The organism is Nocardioides sp. P5_C9_2 (assembly GCF_054049555.1).
This window is the reverse complement of record NZ_JBFUMD010000179.1, coordinates 1-7,093: the sequence shown is the minus strand read 5'-3', so window position 1 is coordinate 7,093 and position 7,093 is coordinate 1. Positions and strand designations below refer to the sequence as shown.

Annotated in this window: 8 protein-coding genes; 3 read left to right on the top strand and 5 right to left on the bottom strand. The window is 74.7% G+C overall.

All coding sequences use genetic code 11. From position 1 onward, the window contains the following. On the top strand, positions 1–369 hold a 369-nt coding region (locus ACXJKL_RS10685; RefSeq protein ID WP_457207031.1), incomplete at its 5' end, for a GntR family transcriptional regulator. Here the strand turns inward: ACXJKL_RS10685 and ACXJKL_RS10680 are convergent. Further along, a complete protein-coding gene (locus ACXJKL_RS10680; RefSeq protein ID WP_457207030.1) occupies positions 366–962 on the bottom strand; it encodes an HD domain-containing protein in 597 nt (198 codons plus the stop codon). The two genes, ACXJKL_RS10685 and ACXJKL_RS10680, sit on opposite strands and share 4 nt — an antisense overlap. A 147-nt stretch (positions 963–1,109) precedes the next feature. Between ACXJKL_RS10680 and ACXJKL_RS10675 the strand changes: the two genes are divergently transcribed. Both ACXJKL_RS10675 and ACXJKL_RS10670 read left to right on the top strand, forming a co-directional pair. Further along, on the top strand, positions 1,110–1,664 hold the full coding sequence (locus tag ACXJKL_RS10675) for a GNAT family N-acetyltransferase (RefSeq protein WP_457207029.1): 555 nt from the start codon (positions 1,110–1,112) through the stop codon (positions 1,662–1,664). Next, positions 1,661–2,422 carry a PIG-L deacetylase family protein gene (locus tag ACXJKL_RS10670; RefSeq protein WP_457207028.1) on the top strand — a complete coding sequence of 254 codons (762 nt, stop codon included), beginning with the start codon at positions 1,661–1,663 and terminating at the stop codon, positions 2,420–2,422. Before ACXJKL_RS10675 ends, ACXJKL_RS10670 begins: the two co-directional genes overlap by 4 nt. Here ACXJKL_RS10670 and ACXJKL_RS10665 read toward each other — a convergent pair. The 4 genes from ACXJKL_RS10665 to ACXJKL_RS10650 all read right to left on the bottom strand — a co-directional run. Beyond that, complete coding sequence (locus ACXJKL_RS10665; protein WP_457207027.1) at positions 2,382–2,858, bottom strand: GNAT family N-acetyltransferase; 477 nt, start codon at positions 2,856–2,858, stop codon at positions 2,382–2,384. The genes ACXJKL_RS10670 and ACXJKL_RS10665 overlap by 41 nt on opposite strands. Next, a complete protein-coding gene (locus ACXJKL_RS10660) occupies positions 2,855–4,504 on the bottom strand; it encodes a DNA repair helicase XPB (RefSeq protein ID WP_457207026.1) in 1,650 nt (549 codons plus the stop codon). Before ACXJKL_RS10660 ends, ACXJKL_RS10665 begins: the two co-directional genes overlap by 4 nt. A 51-nt stretch (positions 4,505–4,555) precedes the next feature. Further along, complete coding sequence (locus tag ACXJKL_RS10655; RefSeq protein ID WP_457207025.1) at positions 4,556–5,080, bottom strand: CGNR zinc finger domain-containing protein; 525 nt, start codon at positions 5,078–5,080, stop codon at positions 4,556–4,558. A 9-nt stretch (positions 5,081–5,089) separates the two neighbouring features. Further along, positions 5,090–7,093: helicase-associated domain-containing protein (locus ACXJKL_RS10650; RefSeq protein ID WP_457207024.1), on the bottom strand; the 2,004-nt coding region annotated here is incomplete at its 5' end.

Genomic DNA, 7,093 nt, shown 5'->3' with positions numbered 1-7,093 from the left:
CTCTCCATCACGCCGGGCGACGCGGTCATCCACTGGAAGCGGCTGCGTCGCGCCGACCAGCAGGTCGTCTGCATCGAGGACGCCTACCTCAACGAGGTGCTGCTGCCCGGCTTCCTGCAGAGCGGGATGCCCACCAGCCTGTACGACGCCCTCGAGGCCCGCGGCCTGCGTCCCGCCTGGGCCGAGGACTCGATCTGCGCCGACKCTGCCGAGGCGGAGGAGGCCGGCCTGCTCGAGCTGGCCGTCGGTGCCCCGGTGCTGCGCCACTCGCGTCGCGCGCTGCTCGCCGACAAGCCGGTCGAGGTCTCCCGCACCGTCTACCGTCCCGACCGCTTCACCGTCTACGTGCAGCTCGGCGGCGACTCCTAGGTCCCTGCGGGCCCCTCCAGCTGGTCGATCTCGGCCGACGCGTTGGCGCGCGCGACCTGCTCCCACCGTCGTGCCCCCGCCGCCGTGGCGAAGAGCCGCGGGCCGTCCAGCAGGTCGCGCAGCACCGCTGCCCGCCCGCGGGCGAAGTCGTCGTCGGGCACCTGTGCGTACTCGCGCCGGACTCCCGCCGCGTAGTCCGCGTAGCGCTCCCCGTCTGCCGCCAGGATGGCGAGGTCCGCGTCGCTGAGCACGCCTGCGTTGCGGTCGTCGGGGAAGGGCCGGTGGTTCTCGGTCATCCGCACCAGGCGCGCCACCTCGGAGGCAGGCGGCTCCGGGAGAGCCCGCTCGGCCCACTGCGCCGAGCGCTCCTCGGCGTCCGGGAGGGCGTCGTACACCGCGTCGTGGAACCACGCCGCCAGCACCACCGGCACCCGGTCGAACCGCTCCCCGGCCCRGTCGAGCTCGTCGATGCGATCCAGCACCTCGGCGAGGTGGGTGAGGTCGTGGTAGCCGTCGCGGTCCCACGCCACCAGCAGCGCGTCGCGTACGTCGTGCAGCGCCGGGATGGGCCAGCGGTCGGCGAGGTCGGGCACCTCTCGACCCTAGCCCGCTGCGCTCGGCCGCACTGACCGGGCACGTGCGTCGCGCTGGGATGCGCCGACCGGGCACGTGCGTCGCGCTGGAGACCCTCGCCCACCGGCATGTCCGGTGATCGTGCATGGCCGTGCGACGATGCACGCGTGGCGGCAGACCTTCCAGCGGCCTGGCTCGTGACCGAGCGCCTACGGCTGCGTCGTCCGGTCGCCGGGGACGCCCGCCGCCTGCTCGAGATCCATTCCGACCCGAGGACCTACCACCACCTGCCGTCCGCGGTCATGCGGCGTGAGTCCGCGGCGTCCGAGCGCCTGGAGGACTGGCGACGGCACTGGGACGAGCACGGGTTCGGCTACGCCGTGGTCGAGACCCTCGCCGACGCGGCGGTGGTGGGCTTCGCCGGGCTCTGCCACGTGACGCTCGCCGGCCACGACGCGCTGAACCTCTACTACCGCTTCGACCCGGACCACTGGGGTCGTGGCTTCGCCACGKAGGCGGGACGAGCAGCCCTCGACGAGCTGGCACGGCTCCTTCCCGGGCACCCAGTCGTCGCCCGCATCGCGCGCAACAACCCGTCGTCGATCGGGGTCGCCGAACGGCTGGGGATGCGGCGCGAGGCGCTCCAGGACCCCGACGACCCGGTGCCCCACTGGATCTACAGCACCAAGCCCCTCGAGCGCCGAGCCCCGGTCGCGACGTGAGCGCATCAGCGCAGAGCGTCCTCGCCGTGTTCGCGCACCCGGACGACGAGTCGCTGTCGGCGGGCGGCCTGCTCGCCCGTCACGCGGCCGGCGGCGCCAGGACACACGTCGTCACGGCCACCTGGGCCGCCGGTACGACGAGGGCACGCGAGCTCGGCGAGGCCGCCCGGGTCCTCGGCGCCGGCGAGCCGAGGCTGCTCGGCTACGCCGACGCCCGCGTGCCGGACTCGGCGCCCGGCCGACCGCGCCTGCTCGACGCCCCGGTCGACGAGGTCGTGCGCCGGGTGGTGGCGCTGGTGCGCGAGCTGAGGCCGGAGGTCGTCGTCACCCATGACGGCCACGGCGGAGCCACCGGTCACCCGGACCACGTGCGCACCCACCAGGTGACGGTGCTGGCCGCGCGCGCCGCCGGCGACCCGCTCCAGCTCCCCGGGACGGGTGAGCCCTGGACGCCGCAGTCCCTCCTCCTGGCCACCCATCCGCACTCCGCGCGACGGATGCTCGCCGACACCATCGGGGCCCGCAAGGCCCTCCACACCACGTCCGACGACGAGGCCACGCCCCTCGACGTGGCGCCGTGGCTCGATCAGAAGGTGGCCGCGATCCTCTGCCACCGGGCGGAGGTGGCCAGGGGGGCGCTCCCCGGCCAGGTGGCCGCGATGTCGCCGGAGGCGTGCCGGGCCCTGCTCGGCACGGAGTGGTACGTCCGGACGCCGGTCAGAGCATCCGCTTCATCCGCGGAGCCGAGGCGAGGGTGAAGCCCAGCCGCTCATAGGTCCGCAGGCCCTCGGGTGTGGCGCTGAGGTCGATCCGGTCGGCCCCGATCCGCTGCGCCCAGGCGATGACGTCCTCGATGAGCCCGGTGGCGTGCCCGCGGCCGCGGTGGGTGGGGAGGGTGAAGACGTTGGCCAGCCGGACTCCCCGCCCCGTGGGGGAGTGAGGGTTGGGGACGCCGGTCTCCAGGGTGCCGACGGCCGAGGCGACGAGCTCGCCGTCGACCTCCACCACCGGGAGGCGGACGCCGTCGGGGTCGGCCGCCGACCGGGTGACGAACGCGAGCGCGTGCCCACGCCACGCCACGGCCTCGTCGCCGTCGAAGCCCATCTCCTCGACCATGCCCTCCCACAGCGACAGCAACGCAGGGGCGTCCTCGGCGCCGGCCTGCCGCATCCGGCCCGCGGCGTCGCGGCTCACGCCGGGTCTGCCTCGAGGTCGTCGCTGTCGATGATCCGGTAGGCGTAGCCCTGCTCGGCGAGGAACCGCTGCCGGTTCTGGGCGAAGTCCGCGTCGACGGTGTCGCGCGAGACGATCGTGTAGAAGTGCGCGGTCTTGCCCTCCGCCTTGGGTCGCAGCAGCCGACCGAGCCGCTGCGCCTCCTCCTGGCGCGAGCCGAACGACCCGCTCACCTGGATCGCCACCTCCGCCGAGGGCAGGTCGATGGAGAAGTTGGCCACCTTGCTCACCACCAGCAGCGTGATCTCGCCGGCCCGGAACGCGTCGAAGAGCCGCTGCCGCTCCTTGACCGGGGTCTCGCCCTTGATGACGGGCGCATCGAGCATCTCCCCGAGCTCGTCGAGCTGGTCGATGTACTGCCCGATCACCAGCGTGGGCTGCGTGGAGTGCTGGTCGACGAGCTGGCGTACGACGTCGACCTTGCGGTGCGTGCACGACGCCAGCCGGTAGCGCTCCTCGGGCTCGGCCGTGGCGTAGGCCAGCCGCTGGCCCTCCGGCAGCGTCACCCGCACCTCCACGCAGTCGGCCGGTGCGATCCAGCCCTGCGCCTCGATGTCCTTCCACGGCGCGTCGTACCGCTTGGGGCCGATCAGGGAGAAGACCTCGCCCTCGCGGCCGTCCTCGCGGACCAGGGTCGCGGTCAGCCCGATCCGGCGCCGTGCCTGGAGGTTGGCGGTCATCCGGAAGATCGGCGCCGGCAGCAGGTGCACCTCGTCGTACACGACCAGCCCCCAGTCGCGGGCGTCGAGCAGCTCGAGGTGCGTGTAGACGCCCTTCCGGCGGGTGGTGAGCACCTGGTACGTCGCGATGGTGACCGGCCGGACCTCCTTCACCGACCCGCTGTACTCGCCGATCTCGTCGGCGGTCAGCGTCGTGCGCTTGACGAGCTCGTCCTTCCACTGCCGCGCGCTGACGGTGTTGGTCACCAGGATCAGCGTGGTGGCCTGCGCCTGCGCCATGGCGGCCGCTCCGACGATCGTCTTGCCGGCGCCGCAGGGCAGCACGACCACCCCCGAGCCGCCGTGCCAGAAGGACTCGGCGGCCTCGCGCTGGTAGGTGCGCAGCTCCCAGCCGTCCTCGTCGAGGGCGATCGCGTGCGCCTCGCCGTCGACGTACCCGGCGAAGTCCTCGGCCGGCCAGCCCAGCTTGAGCAGCGCCTGCTTGAGGTTGCCGCGCTCGCTGGGGTGCACCGCCACCGAGTCGTCGTCGATCCGGTTGCCGATCATGCCGGCGACCTTCTTGGCCCGCAGCACCTCCTCGAGCACCGGTCGGTCGGTGCAGCTGAGCACGAGGCCGTGGACGGGGTGCTTCTCCAGCCGCAGCCGGCCGTAGCGCGCCATGGTCTCGGCGACGTCCACGAGCAGCGCGTGCGGGACGGCGTACCGGCTGTACTCCAGCAGCGCGTCGACGACCTGCTCGGCGTCGTGCCCGGCCGCGCGGGCGTTCCACAGCCCCAGCGGGGTGAGGCGGTAGGTGTGCACGTGCTCGGGGGAGCGCTCGAGCTCGGCGAAGGGGGCGATCGCCTTGCGGCAGTCGGCCGCTCGCTCGTGGTCGATCTCCAGCAGCAGCGTCTTGTCGCTCTGCACGATCAGGGGGCCGTCGTTCACCGCCCCAGCGTACGGAGCGCCGCAACGCGGGGCCCCTGCGGACGCCGTGCGTCAGCTCGCGGCGGCCTTCTGCCGGGCGCGGTACGCCGCGACGTTGGCGCGTGAGGAGCACCGGTCCGAGCAGTAGCGCCGCGACTGGTTGGGCGAGGTGTCGACGAAGACGTGGGTGCAGCGGTTGGCGTGGCAGACCCCGAGCCGGGTCGCGCCGACGTCGCAGACCAGGGTGGCCAGCCCCATCAGGGACTCCCCGATCAGCAGGTCGGCCACCGATGCGGAGCGGTTGGCGACGTGCATGTGCAGGTGGGACGGGTCGTGGTCGCTGATCATCGGGGTGACCGGGTGCCGGGCGAGCAGGTCGTTGAGCCGCRACACCACGAGGGACACCTGCTCGTCCTCGGACGCCTCGAACACCGGGCGCAGCTCGGCCTGGAACGCCTGCAGGTCGCGTACGTCGACCGGGGTCACCGACCGGTGGAGCCAGCTGCGGTCGGCGAGGTGCGCCAGCAGGGCGTCGGGCTCGGCGAGGTCGGCGTTGAGCAGCGCTGCCGACGCCTCGGCGTACCTGATGAAGTCCACGTCCCCAGCCTACGGACGGTCCGGGAGCGGGGCGACGGACGTGATCCGGTGCACGGCGAAGGCACGCAGGTCGTCGGCGCGGTGGTCGTGCGCGGTCAGGCTGCCGCCCTCGAGGCGCACCGGGTCGACGACGCGGTCGGAGCGGGCACCGTGGTTGTCGACGTAGCCGATCACCACGGTGCTGCCGGCCTCGATGGCCTCGCGCAGCGCGGTGAGCGCGCCGGTCGGAGTGGTCGTCAGGGTGGGGGCGCCGGGGCGGGACGCGGTGGCCCGGTCGCCGCTGCGGATCGCGGTCACGACGGCCGCGACCCCGGCATGCGTCCGGGCGAGTGCGGCCCCCCGGCTCCGACCGGCACGCGGGCGCCGGGCCCGCAGCAGGTCGCGCCGCGCGACCCGCACGGTCCCGTCGGGGGCCTCGACCACGGGGGCGGCGCCCAGGTCGCGCAGGCGGGGAAGGAGGACGTCGACCGGGACGGTGCTGATGAGCACGGTGGGAGCGATGCGCCGCAGGCCGAGCGACCCCGCTCGGGGGTCGTGGAGGAGCTCGGTGAGCGCGCTCTCGTCGTCGGCCCGCAGGAAGGACTCGGCCTGCCCGACGCGCACCGTGCCGAACGTGCGGGACACGTCGTCGACCAGGTAGGTCAACGGCTGCGGCACGGGCGTGCGCGACACCGACCCCACGAAGTCGTGCACCTCCAGGGCCGTCCAGCCGGCGTCGAAGGCGCGGCGCACCGAGCCGGGGGTGAAGCGGTAGACCGTCGCCCCGCCGCGTGACTCGACGTCGGCGACGAGGTGCAGGGTCCGCGCCAGCTCGGCCTCGAGGGGGCCGGGGGCGACGGCGGTGAGGTCGGCCTGGAGCAGCACGTGGTCCACCGGGTGCGGCAGGTGCGGGGTGATCGCCGCGACGGCGCCGTCGTGGTCACCCGCGAGCACCGCCCGGCCGGCCTCCGAGAGCGCGCCGGCCCCGGTGAGGCCGAGCGCGGCGGCCTCCGTGACAGCCGCCGCGACGAGGTCGCGGTGCACGGACGGACGACGGGGGCGGCGCCAGGCGACCCGCTGGAGGAGCGACGGGACCCCCGTGCCGGTCGCCAGCGCGGCGCCGGCCGGCAGCGCGGCGAGCTCCTCGAGCGCCAGGCGCCGCGCCTCGGGTGCCATCTGGCTGGACAGGTCCGGAGCGAGCGCGTTCCAGGTGCGACCCCCGGGGTCCTTGGTGCCGATGAGCGAGGCGACCCGGGTGGTCTCGAGCCACGCCAGCACCAGCGCGGCCCAGCGCTCGGCCACCGACCCGGCGGACCAGGCGTCGAAGGCGTCGGTGGGCAGCCAGACCGAGCCGCCGTCCTCGTCGACCCCCTCGGTGAGCAGGCCGGCGGTCGAGGCGAGCTCCACGAGCAGGCCCGCCTCGGGCTCGTCGACCTGCAGGTCGCGGGCCGTGGCCCTGAGGTCGCGCACGGCCAGTCCGCCGCCACGCAGGACGCCGGGCGGCTCGAGCCCCCAGTGGTCCAGCACCAGCTCCACGCGGCGTACGGCCTCGAACGCCGCACCCGCGGCGCTGCGCTCGACCAGGGACGGGTCGCGGTCGGTGGTGGCGACCTCGGGCACCTCGTCGCGCGGGGTCCGGGTGGTGCGGCCGCCCCGCAGCGCGAGCCCGACCTCACCGGGCAGCACGAGGGTGCCGCCGTCGCGGGGGAGGAGCAGCCGGTGGGCGATGAGCTCCTCGACGGGCGTGGCGGCGTCGGCGGGCGAGACCGTACGACGCGCGTTGCCGGTGGTGCCCTCCCCGCCGTGGGCGTCGACGTGCTCCAGCAGGGCGCGGGCCGCGGGCGACAGCGCCTCGATGCGTGCGGTGACGGCGGTCGCATCCGTCGGGTCCGGTGACCTCGGCCGCAGCCCGCTGACCCCGACGCTCTCGTCGCCGCGCAGCGCGTCGGCCACTCCGCTCAGCGGACGCAGCCCGCCGGGCGACTCCCAGACGAGCGCGAGGTCGACCAGCCGGGTGACGGCAGAGCCCGCGGC